13 protein-coding genes and 1 pseudogene are annotated in these 20893 nt (G+C 34.5%); 5 read left to right on the top strand and 9 right to left on the bottom strand.

The features are described 5' to 3' along the window. Positions 1–51 precede the first annotated feature (51 nt). A complete protein-coding gene (locus MHB74_RS10070) occupies positions 52–1092 on the top strand; it encodes a YkvI family membrane protein (protein WP_061676459.1) in 1041 nt (346 codons plus the stop codon). A gap of 36 nt (positions 1093–1128) precedes the next feature. Here MHB74_RS10070 and MHB74_RS10065 read toward each other — a convergent pair whose 3' ends face one another. The 5 genes from MHB74_RS10065 to MHB74_RS10045 all read right to left on the bottom strand — a co-directional run bounded on the left by MHB74_RS10065 (position 1129) and on the right by MHB74_RS10045 (position 6240). After that, a complete protein-coding gene (locus tag MHB74_RS10065; RefSeq protein WP_061676460.1) occupies positions 1129–1497 on the bottom strand; it encodes a DUF3979 family protein in 369 nt (122 codons plus the stop codon). A gap of 297 nt (positions 1498–1794) precedes the next feature. Then, positions 1795–2100 (bottom strand): hypothetical protein, encoded by a 306-nt coding sequence (locus MHB74_RS10060; RefSeq protein WP_061676461.1) that lies wholly within the window; start codon positions 2098–2100, stop codon positions 1795–1797. 194 nt (positions 2101–2294) lie between these two features. Beyond that, a complete protein-coding gene (locus MHB74_RS10055) occupies positions 2295–4277 on the bottom strand; it encodes a HAMP domain-containing methyl-accepting chemotaxis protein (RefSeq protein ID WP_061676462.1) in 1983 nt (660 codons plus the stop codon). Between the two features lie 204 nt (positions 4278–4481). Next, positions 4482–5531, bottom strand: a complete 1050-nt coding sequence (gene rsgA / locus MHB74_RS10050) for a ribosome small subunit-dependent GTPase A (RefSeq protein ID WP_061676463.1) — start codon at positions 5529–5531, stop codon at positions 4482–4484. Between the two features lie 181 nt (positions 5532–5712). Continuing rightward, the gene (locus tag MHB74_RS10045) at positions 5713–6240 is read right to left on the bottom strand and encodes a DinB family protein (protein ID WP_061676464.1); all 528 of its coding nucleotides are present in this window, start codon (positions 6238–6240) and stop codon (positions 5713–5715) included. Positions 6241–6436: 196 nt separating this feature from the next. Here MHB74_RS10045 and MHB74_RS10040 point away from each other — a divergent pair, with 196 nt between their 5' ends. Beyond that, positions 6437–6784 carry a DUF4257 domain-containing protein gene (locus MHB74_RS10040; protein ID WP_061676465.1) on the top strand — a complete coding sequence of 116 codons (348 nt, stop codon included), beginning with the start codon at positions 6437–6439 and terminating at the stop codon, positions 6782–6784. Between the two features lie 84 nt (positions 6785–6868). Further along, complete coding sequence (locus tag MHB74_RS10035) at positions 6869–7093, top strand: hypothetical protein (protein ID WP_061676466.1); 225 nt, start codon at positions 6869–6871, stop codon at positions 7091–7093. A 294-nt stretch (positions 7094–7387) separates the two neighbouring features. Here MHB74_RS10035 and MHB74_RS10030 read toward each other — a convergent pair. Together MHB74_RS10030 and MHB74_RS10025 are read right to left on the bottom strand one after the other, a co-directional pair. Further along, a pseudogene (locus MHB74_RS10030) lies at positions 7388–8563 on the bottom strand (MFS transporter). 49 nt (positions 8564–8612) lie between these two features. After that, positions 8613–9548 (bottom strand): aldo/keto reductase, encoded by a 936-nt coding sequence (locus tag MHB74_RS10025; protein ID WP_061676467.1) that lies wholly within the window; start codon positions 9546–9548, stop codon positions 8613–8615. Positions 9549–9656: 108 nt separating this feature from the next. On the opposite strand from MHB74_RS10025, the gene MHB74_RS10020 reads away from it, so the two are divergent. Then, positions 9657–9965 (top strand): ArsR/SmtB family transcription factor, encoded by a 309-nt coding sequence (locus MHB74_RS10020; protein ID WP_061676468.1) that lies wholly within the window; start codon positions 9657–9659, stop codon positions 9963–9965. A 312-nt stretch (positions 9966–10277) separates the two neighbouring features. Here MHB74_RS10020 and galT read toward each other — a convergent pair whose 3' ends face one another. Then, complete coding sequence (gene galT / locus MHB74_RS10015; RefSeq protein ID WP_061676469.1) at positions 10278–11768, bottom strand: UDP-glucose--hexose-1-phosphate uridylyltransferase; 1491 nt, start codon at positions 11766–11768, stop codon at positions 10278–10280. 829 nt (positions 11769–12597) lie between these two features. On the opposite strand from galT, the gene MHB74_RS10010 reads away from it, so the two are divergent. Next, positions 12598–16098, top strand: a complete 3501-nt coding sequence (locus tag MHB74_RS10010; protein ID WP_061676470.1) for an endo-alpha-N-acetylgalactosaminidase family protein — start codon at positions 12598–12600, stop codon at positions 16096–16098. Positions 16099–16370: 272 nt separating this feature from the next. On the opposite strand, the gene MHB74_RS10005 is transcribed toward MHB74_RS10010, so the two are convergent. Next, the gene (locus MHB74_RS10005) at positions 16371–20723 is read right to left on the bottom strand and encodes an endo-alpha-N-acetylgalactosaminidase family protein (protein WP_061676471.1); all 4353 of its coding nucleotides are present in this window, start codon (positions 20721–20723) and stop codon (positions 16371–16373) included. Positions 20724–20893: the final 170 nt, after the last annotated feature.

The raw sequence follows: 20893 nt of genomic DNA, 5'->3' as shown, positions 1-20893 counted from the left end.
TACATATGCATAATAGTAAATCAAGCTCATCGTAGTAGAAAGAGGGATAACATGGACAATCAACAATGGCAAGTAGCAAAGAAAGTCGCTGCTACTTATATTGGAACAGTCGTTGGAGCTGGATTTGCTACTGGACGAGAAATTGTTGAATTTTTTACAGTGAACGGATTTTATGGAACAATTGGTATATGTGTAAGTGGATTTTTTTTTATTTGGCTTGGCACAAAGATGATGTTACTTTCATCACAAATCGGTGCATTTTCAGCGCAAGAATTTAACAAATATTTATTTGGAGATGTAGTTGGAAATGTTGTAAATACACTATTATTACTCGTATTATTTGGTGTAACTAGCGTAATGTTATCAGGAGCTGGAGCGGTATTTGAAGAGCAACTTCGTTTACCAAGACAACTCGGTATTTTCATTACAGTGATCGCCTGTCTCATTATAGGTAGTCGCGGATTACAAGGGGTTTTTGAAGTTAATACACTTGTCGTACCTATTATGATGATTTTTATTATCGGACTTGCTATTACAACTTTTTTTCACGGTACAACTCCTCTTAGTAGCACTATTCCTGCAGAAAGCTGGAATATGAAGTGGATTACTAGCCCTATTACATATGTCGCCTTAAATCTTTCGCTCGCCCAAAGCGTTCTCGTCCCGTTAGCCAGTGAAGTAAAAGATCGAAAGGCCATTTTATGGGGCGGTATTTTAGGTGGTGCAGGACTATCTTTAATTTTATTATGTAGCCATTTAGCTATCTTATCAGTCGATCAATTTTATCAATATAATATCCCAATGGCTGAAGTCATAAGAAAATTCAATGCAACTTTTCACTTTTTCTTTGTTCTTATCATTTTCGGTGAAGTGTTCACAACTTTAGTTGGCAATGTGTTCGGAATGACAAAACAAATGCAATCCATCACTGGTTGGAAAAGTAACAATATTATTTTCTTTATTTTACTAATTAGTTATTGTTTTAGTTATATTGGTTACAGTGAATTACTCCACATTCTATATCCTATAATTGGATGGGTCAGCATCATTTTACTCCCAATTATTGCTTTTAAACAACTTCAAAAAACATAAAAGAAGCATCCATGTTATTGGATGCTTCTTTTATGTTCATTCACAATCATCACACACTTCCCAGTATGGCCCCATTTCGAGTGCTAAATATGGCTTTAATTGCAAGCGAATCATCCGACTAGGCATACGTTCTAAAACGAATTGAATCCCTTCTTCCTCTTCGTCTAATTCCACTTTTGAAATCGCAATTCTTTGCATAGTAGAAATAGGCATTCCATCTTTATATAAAGTGATTTTCACCTCATCATATTCATTAAAATACAATTCAACACTCATTTGATTTTTCAACATTTCATCAACAATTTCATATTTATCATTTCGTTCCTGGATTATATATTTCCAGCCGCCTCTACCTTCTTCTTTCGGAGCAGCTTGAAATAATGTCATCAAATCCTCGTATAGCATAAGATAACCCCTCTCTTACTAAAAAACGATGAGTATTTTATATACCCTTTATCTCTATCACTATCCATATGTATTGTACCATATATCGCCGTTCTTACCGTATTCATTTGCTTCATAACTGTATGTAAAACACCTGATTCTCTTCAATATTATATGAATCGTCTCTTATTTCATTTTTTACTATTCTTCTAAAGTATTGAAATCATATCAAACTTAATGAAATGCTTTCTTTGTCCATCCTCCACTTATTATTTCCTTGTAACAACAAAAAAAGAAGAGTGACTTATAACACTCTCCTTAAAAGAATTTCCCAGTAGCCGCTAACGCTAATACTAGTATTAAAATTGTAAATAATAATGATACGATGAAACTAAAAATAGGTAATGCTTTCTTTTCATTCTTCTTAAAGAGTAACTTTAAGCTAAGAAAGATATTTACTGGTACAAGTATAAAATAAAAATATTTAACCATTTGCACCGAACTATTCGAAAGTGTTTTTAAAATAAACACTTCAATTAGAAAAACAATAAAAAATGAAATACTTAACCAAAATGAGACATAACTAAGCCAAGAATGTCTTTTGGTACCCCAATAAACTCCCATAGTAATCTCCTTTATTTGCATTCTATATGATTATAATTATACACAAAATTAAGAAATACCTCTATTTTTCGACAAATTTAACACAAAATATACCTTTAAATATTATAAAGATACTCTTTATCTCATTCCTTATTACATAATAAAAACAGACTACTCCAATAGCATACTGCTATTTTGAGATAGTCTGTCCTCTGTTAAACTTTAAACCTTTCAATTAGCCCTTGTAACTCTTCAGCCATTTGAGATAATGTACCAGCCGCCGAACTAATCTCCTCAATGGACGCTAGTTGTTCTTCTGCTGATGCTGCAACGTTTTGAGTACTCGTCGCATTATTCTGTGCTGTCATTGCAATTTGACCTACTGAAATAGATACTTCATTTGCACCTTTTGACATCCCATTAGCCGTTTCGACCATCGTTTTAATTTGATCTGCAATTTCATTTGTAGATTGTAAAATCTCAGTAAAGTTTTGCTTCGTTTCATTCGCAATAACAAGTCCAGATTGAACTTCTTCATTTACATGACCCATAGATTTTACCGTCTTACTCATGTCATCTTGTATTTCACATATTAATTTACTAATTTCACTAGAAGATACGCTAGACTTCTCTGCCAATTTACGTACTTCATCTGCAACGATTGCAAATCCTCTTCCATGCTCTCCTGCTCTTGCAGCTTCAATTGCCGCATTTAAAGCTAGAAGATTTGTTTGATCTGCAATATTTTGAATTACTTCTAGTATGTCACCAATTTGTTTTGATTTATTATTTAATAACTGTATAACTTCATCTGATTGCGAAACAGATTCTGCAATAGACTGCATTTGATTTACTGTTTTCCCTACTAGTTTTCCGCCATCTTCTGCTTTTTCACGAGTATGAGCAGAAGCTGTATTAATTGATGATGAACTATTTGCTACATGCTGAATTCCTTCTGTTACATCAAATAGTAACATTGCACCATTTTCCACACTTGTCGTTTGCGTCGTTGCCCCGCTCGATATTTCATCCATGGCCATTGTAATTTGCTCAGTCGCTTCACTTGCTTGTCTTACACTTGCCGTTAGCTCTTCTGATGCTGCTGCAACATGTCCAGCCGAAGTATTAATTCTTCCAATTAACGTTCGCAATGCATCTGTCATCTCATTGAATCCTTTTGCAAGTTGGCCGATTTCATCATTAGAATGAATTTCGATTGTTTGCGTTAAATCTCCCTCACTTATTTCTTTAGAAGTAGTAACTAATCTTTTTAATGGCTTCGTTATAGAAAGTGTCACAAAATAAATAAGTGCTCCGCCTATAACTAATGAAATGAACATAACAATTAACATATTATAAAATACAGGTTGAGCAGCTTCAATTACTTCATTTGAGTACATCGTCCCACCGATTTTCCAACCTGTTTTTACATTTGTAGCAAATACCATTTGCTTTTCGCTACCGTCATACGTATATGAAAAAGCGCCATGATTATCTTCATAAATTTTCTTCGCCCAAGAATCAGCTGCTTTTTCTCCTGATTTTTCTTGAGGATGTGCAATTATTTTTTGTTTTCCATCTAAGATGAAAGCATACCCTTTTTTACCAATATTGATTAACTTTGTTGTTTTTAATAAATTATCTAAACTTAAATCTATCGCTACAACACCGTTTTTATCTTCTGCTTGTTTTGCAATCGTTACGACAATATGTCCATTTCCTTGCGCCTTATACGGCTCAGTAATTACAATACCACCTTGTTTTGCGACTGCATCTTTATACCAAGAACGTTCTGTTGGATCATAGTCTGCTGCCATTTGTATATTTGGTTCTTGCACAAATTTCTTATCATTCCCAGCAACGTATACTTGTTCAACATCTTTATTTAAATTGATATATTGAGATAACATCTTTCTTGATTCATCTTGATTATCCCCTTGATACATATTACCTTGAATCACCCGTGCAAAATTATTCACATCATTAAATTTTGCATCAATCATTTGATTGATTAAATTATCTAATATTTTTATATTGTCGTGAGCACTGCTCGTAATTTGTGATTCAAAATTCTTTTTAGCCGTTTGATAAGACATGCCTCCGATAATAGAGACAGCCGCAATTAAAATGACAAAAAATGAAATTAGTAGTTTTTTTGCTACTTTCATATCACGAAACCAATTTAATAGTCTACCCATTACAAACCTCCTGCTTTTCAATTTCAAAAGTTAAATCTAGTGAATTATAAATATTTCCCATTCCCGAATTATTATTTTCATAACCTATTATGATGAATACTTTGTAAAGTTTAAACAATTAATTTCTCTTTGTCCATATATATGAATAATATTATTATAAAATTTACAAAAGCAAAAAACCAAAGGGAACCACCCTTTGGTTTTTTACATTTTTTTATGCTGCTTAGAAATCTTCTTCCACTTATCACGCTCTGCTCTTGCAAGAACAGCATCTTGTTTTCTCATAAAATACGCCAGTTCTTTTTGTAATTTTTTATAGCTTTGCAAACGATTTATCGTAATAATTCCGTTATCAATTGCATGATGCACTGCGCATCCTGGCTCATTTTCATGCTTACAGTCCCTAAAACGGCACGTTTTTGCTAATTCTTCAATATCAGAAAATGTTGTTTGAATTGCATCGCTACCTTCCCAAAGCTGCAGTTCCCTCATACCCGGAGTATCAATAACTAAACTACCACTCGGTAATCGGAACAATTCACGATGAGTTGTCGTATGCCTTCCTTTACTATCTTCCTCACGAATATCTCCCGTTTTTGCTACTTCAATTCCTATAAGAGCATTTAGCAAAGTCGATTTTCCAACCCCGGATGATCCGACTAGAGCAATTGTTTTTCCTGAAGAAACAAATTGCTGCAACGAATCAATGCCAGTATGTTCTAAACTATCAACGATGAAGATCGGAACACCCATTGCCACGGCTTCCGTTTCTACAATTTTCTGTTCCACATCTTCACATAAGCTACTCTTTGTTAAAACAATAACAGGCATTGCACCACTTTCATACGCTAATAGTAAATAACGTTCCATTCTTCTTACGTTGAAATCATGATTAAGTGCATTCACTAAAAATAGATAATCTACATTTGCTGCTATTACTTGTTCTTCCATTCGAGTACCAGCCTCTTGTCTAGAAAAAGAACTTCTTCTCGGAAAAATACGATGAATAATTGCTTTCTTTTCATTCTCTATTTTCTTTATATACACCCAATCACCAACCGCTGGATAATCTCCCTTCGTTACTGCTTCATGTCGAAACTTTCCAGACAGCTCTGCCATATATTCACCATCATTACAAATAATTCGATATATATGCTTATGCTCAAGTAAAATACGTCCTACTTCAAAGTTCTCTACAGCTTGTTCCTCAAAAAAAGAATCCCAGCCGAATGATTCTAAAATATTTTTATTCAAATTGATATCCTCCCTAGTTTAACTAAGCGGAAGGATCGTGCGCTAACTTATACAGTCTCGCCCTTTCCATCCACCTTTGTATTTGGTTTATTATTCATATAAGTTATTTTCACCATAATACATCACCCCGTTCTCATTTTAATTACTCTCATTATATGGAATATTTATTTAAAAAGCTACTCTATTTAACGTAATTTTCAAACAATTTATTTTTCATCATTCTAATTTGCCCACGGTGATTAATCTCATCTTCTAGCACATGAAACCATAGATAGTGCTGGTTATACGCTACATCGTTAGGCCACTTTCTTTCTGACATAAGCCATTCATCATCTTGTTCAATCAAATACTTCAATGATTCTTCTCGAACACTTTGCAGAAGTTGTACATAATACTGTATGTCATGACCACGGATTGTTCTCCCTGCTTCCCCTAAATACAGTGCGTCTTCCCATATTTCTAATTCTTCTTTTGTAAAGTCGCGCTCTTGAAATGAAATAAGTTGATGAGCTTTTTCTATAGCTGCTATATGTTTTAATAACGCTCCAATGGAATTTCCTCCACTCGGCATAATTAAATCTAATTGCTCAACTGATAGATCTTTTATTTCCTGTAATGTTACAGCCCTCGTATGCTCCAGCATGCTTACTAATTCCCCTATATTTTTTGTATAACCATCCACACTTCTTATTCGATAATCTATATTCATCTCACGCACCCCTTTCTACATTCATATTAAGGAATAACCGCTTCATATAATAGACTGAAATATATCAGATTTTTCTGTTATAATTAAATTGAATACATAATAAACCCAAACAAACTTTCTCAATATGCTTCTATGAAATATTAAAAGGAATCAATATAAAAGAATCGAATCTTATTCACTAAAAGGAGTGGATTCGATGGAAATGTATCAATGGCTAACTGCTGTTCTTGTTGGTGGCATTACTGGTTTCGTTTCCCATCTTATCAATAACCAAGGCAAGTTATTGCTTCCACGCCGTTTGAAAACTTTTTTTCACTTTGGTTTTTTGACTGATATTCTCACTGGTAGTCTAGCTGCACTTCTTGGACTCGTTTTATTCGATGTCACCTTAATAAAAGAAATTATAAAAGTATCCATTGTGACTGCTATTTCTGGTCAGACTTTCTTACTGCACCAAGCGCTTGGTGGTGAGCAAGCTAAAAATACACAGATTGGGAAAGCTGATGAGAAGATTCAAGAAATTGACAAATTATTACGACGTTAGTGTATACTTTCTTTAAAAATTATTGCTATAATAAACAATAAATATTTTCTATTGCGTCGTTTGTCAGAAGAAAGGGTGTTTCGTATGACAAAAAAGAAAATAGAAGATTTCTTAACAAACACTGAAAAAGAGGAACTGCTAGAAAACTATAAATGTTTACGAGAAGCCCGCACAAAAAACGAAGCTAACTATTTTGGTGAAGCAGTAAATCATCTATTAAATATAGCTAAACAACGAATTATTAAAGATGCAGGCATACATGATGAAAATGCAGCAACTGTTCAATCAAAGAAAAAAGCACTGTTTTAGTTCATTAGCTAAAACAGTGCTTTTTATTACGCTATTTTTCACATTACTTTCACATCTATTTCACAAATATAAGTAGTCCGATATGCTAAACTAAGTATATCCTTTTCCAAGGAACTATATGCCGATATATAAATCCCTATCTTTATAGGGATTTTTTATTTTTGGATTCCTCATAACTTTGTTACAATACATTTCTTCTATTATTTCTATACTTTAAGTAACCACTGTAATAAAAAGCACATTCATGTATTCACACTCTTATTAATTCTGATTTGCGAAATATTTATACAAGCTTTATGATGCAATTCCCGTTTCACTATTCTCAATAAGCTTTTCACTTCTTCTAAACAGAAGTAAAGCTACTACATATAGTAACGCAGTAAAGCTACCTATAAGTATAAAATTGTGAGATGCTGCAAATAACATTCCTGCTATTGCCGCTCCAATCATTTGACCAATATACATAGAAGCATTTGCAAGCGCGGCTCCTGTCCCTCTTGCTACACTAGACATGTTTTGTAAGTGTCTCATCATTAATACAAATAAAATTCCTGTCACAAAAAACAAAACAAAAAACAATAACTCCACCAATATAATGTTCTTTACATGAGGAAGTAATACATATAGCACTGCTGTAAATACAATTCCACCATAAAAAGAAAGGTTATAACCAATTTTATTTACGATTCTAGGACCAAAAATATTCCCTGTTAAATTTCCTAATCCTAATACGAGCATAGCTGTTCCTATTTCATGAACTTGTAAACCAAATTGAATGGAAAGCCATACGCCAAAGAATGAAAATGCTGCAAAATTACCAGTTTGAAAAACAAAATATGCAAAATAAGAAAGTGAAACCTTTGAATCAGTAAGTAATTGTTTATAACGCTTTAAGATGTTTGTTTTACTTCCACCTATATGAACCGGTTGTATTTCTGGTAATACTACATAGATAAGAATGACAAGTAGTGCTGATAATAGACCAATAATGAAAAATGGTGTTGTATAGTGTATCATTGCCAAATACGCCCCAACTGGCAGCCCTAAAATTTGAGAGATTGATAACCCTGCTGTTGCAATTCCAATTGCCTTTACAATTTGCTATTTCTCTATAAGAAGCGGAATAGATGCCCACACTTGTGGAGATACAAAGGCTGCACTTACACCTGCTAAAAATCTAAATGCTAGCATCCATAGAAAACTCGGTGCCATTCCACATAAAAACGTACTTAACGCAAAAAAACTCATTCCTATTACCATTACTTTTTTTCTGTTTAAGCCATCTGATATAGGACCAGCAATAAGTGCAAATCCAGCGTATCCTAAAGCATATGAACTCACCATCCATCCTGATAGCTCAGTTGAAACATGATACACCTTTTGTAATGTCGGTAAAAGTGGTGAAATTAAGAAAGTATCTGTACCTATCATAAACATGATCATAAAGAATACAGCTAGTACTCTTTTCATTTAAACCCTCTCCTTTTATATAAAAAGAGGGAAGTATCCCTCTTCTCAACTAAGCTTCTAAAATAGATTCAATCTCTTTCATAACCTTCTCATTCAATGATACTTCCACCGCTCTTACACTTTCTCTTATTTGCTCCGCTCGTTTCCCACCAGGAATAACAGTATCAATTCCTTTTTGGTTTAATAGCCACGCTAAAGCTAAATGCGATACTTCAAGATTCACTTCTTTAGCTAAGCCTTTTAACTTTTCAACTTTTTTAAAGTTACTCTTATATGTATTTTCTTCAAATAGATTTACACTTTGACGCCAATCTCCTTCGCTCAATTTAAAATCTTCTGTATATTTTCCGCCTAGTATCCCAAAGGCAAGAGGCCCGTATGGAATAAATGAAATACCTGATTCTATACAATATGGCAAAAGTTCTTCCCCAGCAGTACGATCCAACATATTATACGGTGATTGTACAACATCTATTTGTCCGTGCTGATTCGCTTCTTTTAATTGCTCTACGTTTACGTTGGATATTCCAATTGAACGAATTTTTCCTTCTTCTTTTAGACGAGTAAGCTCTCCAATTGAATCTATGTAACTTGTTTCTGGATTTGTAAAATGTAAATAATATAAATCAATATAATCAGTTTGTAATCTTCTTAAGCTATTTTCCACAGCATTTCTTAAATAGCTTCGTTCATTATTAATATAAACCTCTCCATTTAATAACGGCTGTATTCCACCTTTTGTAGCAAGTACAACTTCATGGCGTTTTCCTTTCAATACTTCTCCTACCAATTCCTCTGATCTACCGAAACCGTATGAATCCGCTGTATCAAAAAATGTAATCCCTTGCTGGATAGCTTCTTCTATTAATCGTTTTCCTTCTTCCTCATTCACATCAGCATATAAATTATGCCCCCCTACAGCGTTTGTTCCTAACCCCAACTTTGAAATATGTAGTCCTGCCTTTTGTAATTTTGTATGCTTCATTTTTTCTCCCCCTATATTTCTATTATTCGAATATATTCGAACAATAGAAATATACCACTTTATATGTTATAGTGCAAACTATATTAACTTATACAAGTAGGTGAAAAAATGCGTACTCTCTATCATCCAAATCGCGAAGAAATTCAATTCTCTTCTGTCTTATACGCACTTAGCGATCAAATTCGTTTACAAATTGTAACTATGCTACTAGAGAAAAATGAACAATCTTGTGGCGCGTTAAACATTCCAATTGCAAAATCAACTTTATCTCACCATTTCAAGGTTTTACGTGAATCCGGTGTTATGTATACACGCCTTGAAGGAACACAGCGCTTCATTTCAATTCGTGAAGATGACTTACATGCTAGATTTCCCGGTTTATTAGACGTCGTATTACATGCGACAGAACCATACTAAAAAACATCTCATATGAATATGGGATGTTTCTTTATTTTTTCTATTCTTTTTATAAAGTGAAATTTTACTCAGTTTGAATTTTGTTCTTCACACACTAGAAATATATACGCTTCATTCTTTTTTACTTTATTTTTGTACTTGATCCCTTGGACACTTTAATTATTTGATTACATTTTATACACATCATTAATATAGGGCCACCTATCTGTTTCAATTCCTGTAGTTGCTTATGCTCACACTTCCCCATATTATTACCTCCCTTATCATATAATTAGGTCATTTGGTAATTATTATAACTACTAAGTTCATTTCCTAATTTAAGGTCTGAATAAAACGTTTAAACGCCGATATCCCTTCGTTATCTCGTTTAAAAACACCAGCATCTTCAAGCGCCTGTATAAACTTCCTCCCCACTTCTTCTCTTATAATCTCCTGTACATTTTGTTCATGTATCCGATTGTCATATTTGATTTTTAATTGTTTTGCCCATCGTATATGAGGCGTTGGAATATCACTTGGAATATTAAGTAAGAATTTTTCTACTTCCTGAAGTTCTGTTTTTAAACGCGCAGGTAGTACAGCTAACCCCATTACTTCAATTAGACCGATATTTTCTTTTTTAATATGTTGTATTTCCGCATGAGGGTGAAAAATACCTAGCGGATGTTCTTCACTTGTACGATTATTTCGCAAAACAAGGTCCAATTCGTACATATTATTCCGATAGCGGGCAATCGGCGTAATCGTATGATGTGGAACATCATACGTAAATGCAAATATATTAACGGATGGATCACTATATCCCTTCCACCTCTCTAATATGTACTCCCCTGCATTTACTATTTGTTCTATGTCGTTACTTCTTAAGCGAATAACTGACATAGGCCATTTAATAATAGAACATTGCATTTCTGGAAAGTTAGTGAGTTCAAAAATGAAGTCATTTGATGCATTTGCCATAGCAAATTCATAACTACCACCTTGATAGTGGTCATGTGTTAGAATAGATCCTCCTACAATTGGCAAATCTGCATTCGAACCAAGGAAATAATGCGGGAATCTTTCTACAAATTTTAACAAACGTAAAAATGTTTGACGGTCAATTTTCATATCACGGTGTTCTGAAGACAATACAATGCAGTGTTCATTGAAGTAAATATACGGTGAATACTGTAGAAACCAGCTTTCATCTATAAGATTCATACGAATGATACGATGATTCGAGCGTGCTGGATGTCCAATTCGGCCTCTATATCCTTCATTCTCAATACAGAGTAAACATTTTGGATAATTTGTACTTTCCAATACTCTCTCTCTAGCAATTTGTTTCGGGTCTTTTTCCGGTTTTGATAAATTAATTGTAATATCAATGGGTCCATATTCCGTATGTACTTTATAATTTATATTTTTGGCAATTTGCTTCATTTGAATATAGTTGCTGTTTTTACTTAATTCATAGAAGTAATTTGTTGCAGCCTTCGGATTTTGTTCGTATTTTTCATAAAATAGAGAATTGATAACCGACGGTTTGGACATAAAAACATCCATAATTGCACTTGCTAAAATCTCCTTCTCGTCCATTATTGCCTCAATGACTTTATGCGTACAAGCATATTCAATTAACTCTTCCAATAACTCCGCAATTGCTTTCTTTGCGGGTGCGGGCGCTGACGCTTCCACTACAAAGTCATCTAAACGAAGTAAAGAAAGAATTTTATTCCTTGTATATATTTCATCTCCTTGTTCAATCAATTGAACTTCAATAGCCCGATCAATTAACTGCTGGATAGCTTGATATATCATCCGTATATACCTCCTCTAACCTTTTAGCGGTTTATGTTGTTACGATGCCAGTTCTATGTACCTTTTATAATTTTATGAACAGATGTATAGGATAACCACCATTCTAATATACATTTTGCTTTTTCCGAAGAAGCTATTAACATACTTGAATCGCCCGTTTAATAAGCTATTTTGTTACATTATACGTACGTAAAAACACTTCTACAATCAACATCTTGTCGTATTTTTTAGACATCTTGCTTTTCACTTTTAACGTCTCACTAAAAACATAAAAAGGTACATTTTTGAAGAACGATTTAATGAACACAATGAGGCCTATCTCCACCGAGATAGACCTTTTAATCACAATAATACGCAAACTATAAAGTGAAACTTTAATCAGTGGGGGTCTTACTGCCCATTAAATCGGGATAAAACTACCTTTATCTTAAACCCTGATTTTTATCTCTTTGTCCCTCTCCTGAAGCTAGCTCTTCAATAATAAACGCATCTGCTCCGGTATCGCCGCCGTTTAAATTTTAATGAGCTTCTCAAATAAAATAATCCTAGCTTTATAAGCCAGGGTTATTTTATTTATCTTATTTTCAACATTACAAAAAACAATATTTCTAAAAAACAGAGCAATATCTCTCTTGTGTAAGCGTTTCACAAAAAGTAATCTATGGGTACAGATAGATACTCGAAACTGCTTCTAGTTTTAATAGATTCTCAACTACTATACAAGCTTCACATTCTATCAAAATATTAAGTTTAAAAGGTCATAAAGTGATCTATACCTGTGAAAAACTATCAATATCAAAAGTACCAAAATGAAAACGAGGGGGTACATATGAAAAAATCAAAAAAGAAGTTCAGGAGGACAATTGCAACACTTGTATCGGGTTGTGTCGTAGGTTCTATTTGTTTTACAAACGGTTCCCTAATCCAAGCTGAGGAAAACACGGATACTAAACAAGCTGAAAATCAAATCATTTCTCAAAGCCCAAATGCGGTTATTTCATCTAATCAAATGAACGTTCTCGTTGATGTAAATTTTCCAAGAGTCATTCAATACGATTTAAAATCTGGAACTGGAGCAGGAAAGACTTTTTACGGACAGACTGAAGCATTAGATACACTCCTTATTAATGACGTAGCAGTAAAACCAAAAGTAAAAGCAAAAGTTTCATCAGATAAAGTTGTATATGAGATGACAGTGATAGACACTCATAACAATATCTCTGCGGTTATTACTGCTGAAATGGTTGTTAAAGAGAATATATTAGAATTCAATGTTACAAAGATCGTCGACAACAAAATCGTAAAAACTATTGAAATCCCAAATCATAATTTAATTTCTGTAAATAACAGTCAAAAAGATGCAGTGCTAGATGGCGTACAGATGTCAACAAATACTCGTATTAACGGTGACAGACAGATTAAGGTTGACGAAAATTTAATTACGAAAGATGAAGAGCAAAAAGGATATATGTATGCTTTTCTTTCTACTGATGAATTAAGTGCAAGTATATGGTCTAATACGGAGAATAGTTTAGTAAAAAAATTGGCTCCAGATTCTTATGCTGCAAAGACTGATGCTCAAAGAATTACGGCAAATGCTACGACTAATAGTGCCGGAAAAAAAACAATTGGTCTAAGTAGTACATTCTGGACGTATCAAAAGTCAGAAGAACATCGTAAAGAAGATGGCACTCTAGAGCTAACGGATGGGACAGTTAATAAGGTAGATGAAATGCCGTCTGTGAAAGTTATCATTACTGCTGACGCTAATGATGATAAAAAGATAAACTGGCAAGACGGAGCAATTGCTTATAGGAAAATTATGAACGAACCTCTAGGGTCAGAAAAAGTTCCAGACTTAGTTGGTTACCGTGTTAACATGAACTTTGGCAGTCAGGCCCAAAATCCTTTCTTAATGGCTTTAGACGGAGTGAAAAAGTTTCATTTAAATACTGATGGACTAGGACAATCTATTCTACTGAAAGGTTATGGTAGTGAAGGTCATGATTCTGGTCATTTAAATTATGCTGACATTGGAACTCGAATTGGCGGTGCAAAGGACATGAAAACATTGCTAACAAAGGGTAAAGAATATGGGGCAACTTTTGGTGTTCATGTGAATGCAAGTGAAACATATCCAGAGTCAAAATATTTCCAAGAAGAGCGTTTATTAAAAAATCCAGATGGAACTTATAAGTATGGTTGGAACTGGATTGATCAAGGAATAAACATTAATGCTGATTATGATTTAAGAAATGGCAGGGCACAACGATTCAAAGATTTATATGATGCTCTTGGTGGCAAAAAGAATGATTTAGATTTTATTTATGTAGACGTTTGGGGTAATGGACAGTCAGGTGATAATAGTACATGGCCGAGCCGTCAATTAAGTAAAGAAATAAACAGTTTAGGTTGGCGCTTAGGCAGTGAGTGGGGATATGCGAACGAGTATGATTCCACATTCCAACACTGGGCAGCCGATTTAACTTATGGTGGATATACCCTAAAAGGTATTAATAGTACCATCACTCGTTTCATTAAAAACCATCAAAAAGATGCATGGATTGGTAACTATCCTAAGTATGGAGGCGACGCAGATGCTCCATTACTAGGTGGATACAGTATGAAAGACTTTGAAGGTTGGCAAGGTAGAAGTGACTACAAAGCGTATATTGATAACTTATTTGCGGTGAATATTCCAACCAAATTCATTCAACATTATAAAGTAACACAGTGGGAAAATGGTAAAGCAGTTGAAATGACAGATGATAAACAACAAACTTACAACTGGGTACCAGGTATGAAGTCCGTATTAAAGGACGAATCTAGTGAAAACACACTTACAATTGAAAGAAAATCAAATGATTTTGCAAATGATAAAGATGGCTATCGAACAAGAACTATGACATTAAATGGTAAACAAATATTTGAAGGTAAACCTGGTGACGAAAAGTATTTATTTCCATGGTCTTGGGATCAAAACGGCAAAAAATTATCAGCAGAGAATAAAAAATTATATCACTGGAACACAAACGGTGGAAAAACAACGTGGACCGTTCCAACTGGTTGGCAAGGTACCGTTAAAGTGTATGAGTTAACAGAATTAGGTAAAGAGAATATGAAAAATGTTAAAATTGAAAATGGAAAAATCACATTAGATGCAAAAAAATCTACTGCATATGTAATTTATAAAGGGCCAAAATCCAATAACGATGTTAAATGGAGTGAAGGAATGCATCTTATAGATGCTGGATTTAACAGCAATTCCCTAAAAGATTGGAAAATCAAAGGAGACTCAAAAGCAGTTAAGATTACGAAGAGTGAAGGTAATAATAATATGCTAACAATCTCCAATAATAAAAAGAAAGTAAATGTTACTCAAAAATTAACAGACCTAAAACCTAATACAAAGTATGCTGCATATGTGGGTATAGACAACCGAAGTGAAGCACAAGCAAGCATAACGATTACTTCTAACGACAAAGAGTATACAAATAGTACTGGTAAATCTATCGCTAAAAACTATGTAAGAGCATACGCACATAATACACTAGGTTCCGAGCAAGCAAAAGCTGATGGTCAAATGACTTCAACTGTGGATGGAACAAGTTACTTTCAAAATATGTATGTGTTTTTTGAAACTGGTAAAAAAACATCAGATGTAACTATTGATTTATCTAGAGATGGTGGAACTGGTGCAAGTTACTTTGATGATATTCGCATCGTGGAAAGTAATGCCGAAAACCAAGTAAGCAATAATAAATTTGTACAAGACTTTGAAAATGTTGTACAAGGCATCTATCCGTTTGTAATTGGTAATATTGAAGGCGTAGAAGATAATAGAACACACCTGTCTGAATTACATGCACCATATACACAAAGAGGTTGGAACCAAAAAATAGTAAGTGATGTTATCGCAGGTAAATGGTCACTTAAAACGAATGGATTAACGGAAGGTGACGCTCTTGTATACCAAACTATACCTCAAAACTTCACATTTAAACCAGGAGTAACGTATAAAATTACTTTTGATTATGAGGCAGGTAGTGATGGAACGTATGCAGTGGTGACAGGTAATGCTCCATTTGAAGAAAAAGGAGTATTAACTAAGGAGGAATTAAAATCAACCGCAAGCAGTGATAAGAATGCAAAAGCTGGCACATATTCCTTTACTTTAACAGGAGATAAATCGGGGCAAAGCTGGTTTGGCATTTATTCCACTAATAAAGCAGCTAATACTAACGGTGTGAAAGGATCACAAGCTAACTTTAACGGTTACAAAGATATTATGCTTGATAATCTAGTTATTGAAGTAGTGTCAAATAAATAGAATCAGTTACTTTATATTGAATGAAGTTGTCTCAAAAGGTCCTTAAAAATGATCTTTTAGAGACAACTTCTTTTTTTATACTTTATAAACATAAGAGAATCGTTCCTGTCCGTAATTTGGTTGTGATAACATACTTATATCAAAAAGAGGTTAACCCATATAGCTACTCAGCTATCTTTCGGTCAACCTCTTTTCATTCTCGATATTACACGAGCTATAAAACTCCCTTTATCTTAATTCGAGATTTTTATCTCTGTGTCTCCCCCCTGTAGTCACCTTTTTTCAATACGTAAATTATCTAAAATAAACGTACCTGCTCCAGTATCACCGTTTAAATTCGTTCCATCACTGAAAATTCCAACATAAGTTTGACCATTCTCAGAGCCTGTCACAGTAAACTCTGCCGTTTTTGTATCAGTAGATGCAGCAAGAGTATTATTCACACTCAATCCCTTTGCACTCACAATGTCTCGAACATCAATTTCTTGATCCCCTGAAATAAAACGGAATGCATTTGCTGTTGTTTGGTAATCAAATGATACTTTATAAGTTACGCCTGGTTCGAAACGATAATTTTGAGGAATCGTACGGTACAGCAAACCTTTATTTCCAGTGTTCACTTTAACGGACCAATTCCCACCTAATACATCATCGACTAGTTTTTTACCTGCCCATCCTTTTTGCGTATATGGAGCATGCAGTTCAGACAGATGAATTCTGTTGTCTTCTACTCCTTCTGTGTTACCGATAACGAATGGGTAAATACCTTGTACTACCGATTCAAAATCTTGTTTAAATTCCGTTGGTGAAACATAATTTTTTAAGGATTTTTGAACAATCCGAATATCATCAAATTTTGTGTTTCCTTTTCCAGCATCACGGCTGAGAGTTAATTTAGCTTTATTCGTTTCAGCTGTAAAGCTTACTTGCATGATTTGCATTTTGCTATTGTATCCATCATTTGAAGCATGTGAATCTGCCTTAACATAGTTCTTTTGCAGGCTGCGAAGCGTGTAATTATTAACGTCTTCTTTCCCACCTGTTACTGTAATTCCGGCCTTTACATCACTATTATTTTCAACATACACCTCTGCTACATAATCTTTACCTGGTTCCAAACCAGTTAGGACACGTGAAACAGTTGTATCTTTTGACGGACTATCAATATTCAAGTAGTAATCTCCACTACTTACATTGCGGTTGCTTCCAGTTTGATTCGTTCTAACGGCGCTTATAGCTTTGTTATCTCCCTCAATAGTTGTATATGCACTTACTTTTCCTGTATTGAATCCCGCGTCATATATATGAGCACCCTTGCTCCAATCATAGTCAATAATTTCCAAACCTTTATCTCTTTTTGGTACAACAACATAAGGAGTTGCCGCATCAGCTTTCAAAGTCACCTTATTATTTACGACCTTGACTTCTTTCATATCTGCTCTACCACGATCTGTCAGTTTGTATACATATACACTAGATGCATCTTTATATTCATCTGGAAGTGTCCAAGTTGTTGTACCACCTTCCAAATTCCAGTGATATAGTTTTTCAGAATTAGAAGTTGGATTTTTAAAATCTTGTTTCACCCAGGGAATTAAATAAGTATGTCCATCAAGTACAACGTTTCCATTCAGTGTAATAACACGTTCCCTAGAATTGTCTTTTCTAGTTACATCGACAACATCTCCATTACTTGGGTCTTTCAATTTTATTTCCTTTTCTAAGTTCGTCTTGCTTTTATCCCCTTCTACAGCTGTCCAATTCGTTACATAATATTTTTGTAAGAATTTAGTAGGTAGATTCGTATCAAATGTCATGCGAATAAAATTATCAAAATTCTTATCAGATTGCCATCCTTCGAAACCAGCTAATTCAAATCCACCAAGTAACGGATGATCAGCAGTTCCTCCTACTTCAGGCCAATTCAACACCCAAGAATCTCTTTGGTGATTGCTAATAAAGCGTAGTACTTCTGAGTTGATCCCTTTACTTTCCGGTCCACCATAGTTTTTATCGGTAGCCCAGTGTTGCCACGTTGAATTATTGGCCATAGAACCACCAAATTCCGTTGTTAGTCTCCAGCCCCTATCTTTAAATTGATCTGCTATTCTATTTGATTCCCATTGATTTTGATACCATACATCTAAATAAATAAAGTCAAGATTTGGAACAGCAGTTTTCAATTCATCTAGTCTTTTCGCACGTGCTCCAGTATACAAATCTTTTAATTTATTAATTGTATAAGATTGATCTAGCCATCCCCATCCTAAAGAATTTGGACGATCAATAAAATCATTGTTGAAAGCTTTCGCTTCAGGATAAACTTCTTGCGCATTGATATGGACACCAAATTGGGTGTTATACTTATGCCCCTCTTTAATAAGCGTATCCAAATCTTTAACGCCACCCATGCGCTCACCTACATTACCGTAATCCGGATGACCACTGTCATGTCCTTCGTTTGCATATCCTTTTAATAAAACAGCCTGCCCCAATTCATCTGTAGCAAGAGCAACCTTTTTAATATTATCTGCTGTTTTTAAGAATGGTTGTTGTGCTTGTGATCCGAAATTCATTGCAATACGCATTCCAACATTATTGTTTACATCTTGATATCCTTTAATGTCTTGCATAATATCACGGTATGCAATCGCTGCATCCTGCCAATCTGTCTTATTATCAGTATTCAAATCTTTAGCGATAGCTATTTTAATAGTTGGTTTATTTTTTTGTGGATCTGGCATAAAATCTCTTTGGTAATAGAGTGCACTAGAACCTATCCCCATTGCCTTAGCACCATTTTTATTTACATATCGATTTGCAACTAAGTTTTTATAGCCATCCACTTCTGAACTAGACCATACACCCGCACTCAATTCGTCAGTTGATAAAAATGCAGTATAATTTTTAGTAGATGTACCTATTTCCCCCATTGAAGAATCTACGCTTACATCCACATCTCCTGATTTCCTCACATCAGTACTAATATTCGTTAATTTAGCTTTTGCACCTTTTTGCACCGAATTTACTGAGATAACGTTCATATCAGCAAACTCAACTGTTTCAATTTTTGCACTGCCATTATTTTTAATTTCATCGAAACTATAAATAACTTTATTATCATTTACTTTCAAAGATACTTTAAATACAGCATCAAGGTTTTTCATTTCATCCACAACTTTTAATGTATATAGCGCTTCACTATCGCTTAGCTTTTCAAAGCTTACTTTAGGATAGTATAGTGCACCATTTACTTTCAATCCGTAAACAGGTGATTCTTGTCCATTCATTACTTTATCGCCAACTTTGTATTTCACAACCCGCGGGAATACTTGGTCAATAGTAACATCCATATACTTTGACTTTAATGTATCTTCTACTGATGGAGTATCTGGAGGCTTTGGTGCACTATATTCCTTGATTTTGATATTAGAAATCGTAATATCGGCAGCACCTCGGCTTTTTTCAAATCCAAGTCCCCCCGCCTGATCTACACCACCTGTTAATGTCCATGAATCTACCTTTTTACCATCAATGTATAACGTTGCAACATCGTCCATGAATACTAAACGTAAATGGTATGTTTGTTTTGCTTGTAACGGCACATTTGAAGTCATCGACGTCCAATTGTTGATAGGACCAAATGTTTCACCAAAATACTGGTCGTTCGTATCCCCTGTTCCCACATATGTGTATGCAGATGCATTTTGAACACGATAGATTAATCCAAAGCGATTCATCTTATCAGTATTAGTAGTTACATCAGCTTCAAAAACACCATTTTTAATCGATTTCATTTGGTTATAGACAATTCGATTCTTTTGGGTAGATGTAACACCGAAAGTTGCTGAACCGTCTGCATTATAAGTAACTTTTCCGTCTCCTGAGATAATTTTCAAGTCGCCTTCTTCTAATTTATTATCCGTAATGTCGACAAGTTTTCCATCTCCTGGATCCGTGCCTCCATCACCAGATGCAGCTCCTAATTCGATGAGAACTTGACTTTTTTTATCTCCAAAAGCACCGAGTTTAACTGCTTCCTTACCTGTAAGGAGGTTATTTACATCATTAGGTAAAGTAACCGGTCCAAATAAATCTTTTCCATCTAATGTAATGTTCATAGTGGTTGCATTATAATCGATTTTTATGGAATGTAAGGTCCCAGCCTCTGGAAGTGCAACATTCGGTCTCGTTTTTAACCAATCACCTTTTCCTTGATATTTGTATTCATAGAACCATCCAAGTGAGTCGTAGCCTACAAAAACGAAGTTATTATTGTCAATATAATGAGGATAGAAACCAAATCTAGTATCTTCTCCACTGGTTTCTGGAGTAAAGGTATACGCCATCGTTCCCGATTCTTTAGCGATTTTATTTTGTTCTTGAAAAATTGCAGCTTTAGCCCCGTTATCGTTTCCGGCACCTGCTCCAAGCCTTACATAGGACTTCCCATTTTGTTCTATTATTGCATTGATTTCGTTTCCTCCTGATGAAATTGTGACCCACGGATTAGACACATTTGCCCCTGCATGTAATGGTACAATCATGCTAACTAAAAATGTCGGCACAATTAGCACAAGTGCAAGAAGGGTATTAAAAGCTCTCTTGAAATGCTTACTCTCCAATTCTTCTCCCCCTTTTAAATTTAAATTTTAGTTAAAAACAATACCTGCACATTCTTTTTTAAAACATACTAAAACCTGAAAGGTACCGCTTTCACTTATGTTTAGAATAGTTTTTTTCATGTGCCCACTCAATAAAGATATTGTTTCTTTTTTTAGTTATATTGTCTTTT

It is taken from the genome of Bacillus sp. FSL K6-0069, assembly GCF_038007785.1.
Taxonomy (GTDB): domain Bacteria; phylum Bacillota; class Bacilli; order Bacillales; family Bacillaceae_G; genus Bacillus_A; species Bacillus_A mobilis.
Note: the sequence above shows the minus strand (reverse complement) of the source record. Positions and strands in the feature narration are given on the sequence as shown.